Raw genomic sequence first — 504 nt, 5'->3', positions numbered from 1 at the left:
GCACTATCCCGGTCTATCTCCTGACCCCGATGGTCACGCAGAACGCCTATCCGTTCGGTGGCCATCACGAGGTGGATATCAGCGCTGACGGAAAGGTCGCCGCCACGCGCGATTTCGCCAAGACCTGCCTCGTCGTGGCGCAGCCCAAGGACGCCGTCATGGGCTTCGTCACGCACCTGCTCGACCCGCACCCGACCGAGATCCATGTCTATCTGTCGCTCTGGATGKGCAAGCCGATCGCGGTCGGGACCGGAAACGACACCGCCTGGATGGTCGAAGGAACGAAGATCTCGCCGCTCGACCTGAAGGACGGTGCCAAAAAGCGCTGACGCCGTCCCTCCGGGCTCAGGCGGCCTGGAGCAGCGGCATCTCCGCTCCCATCGCCCGCGCGATCGAGGGGCGCTTGCGCATGCGCGTCCGCCAGCCGAGCAGCACCGGCCAGTCGGCGATCGGCATGCCGGCATGCTCGCACCAGTTGAGGATACTCAGCAGATAGGCATCGGC

Annotated in this window: 1 protein-coding gene; it reads left to right on the top strand. The window is 65.8% G+C overall.

Annotated features, from left to right (window positions below; all coding sequences use genetic code 11):
• On the top strand, positions 1–329 hold a 329-nt coding region (locus AC1DZC_RS20490; RefSeq protein ID WP_477044576.1), incomplete at its 5' end, for a hypothetical protein.
• Positions 330–504: the final 175 nt, after the last annotated feature.

Source organism: Cellulomonas sp. P2_B4 (assembly GCF_056404795.1).
The sequence above is the reverse complement of the archived record's forward strand: the minus strand, read 5'-3'. Positions and strand labels throughout refer to the sequence as shown.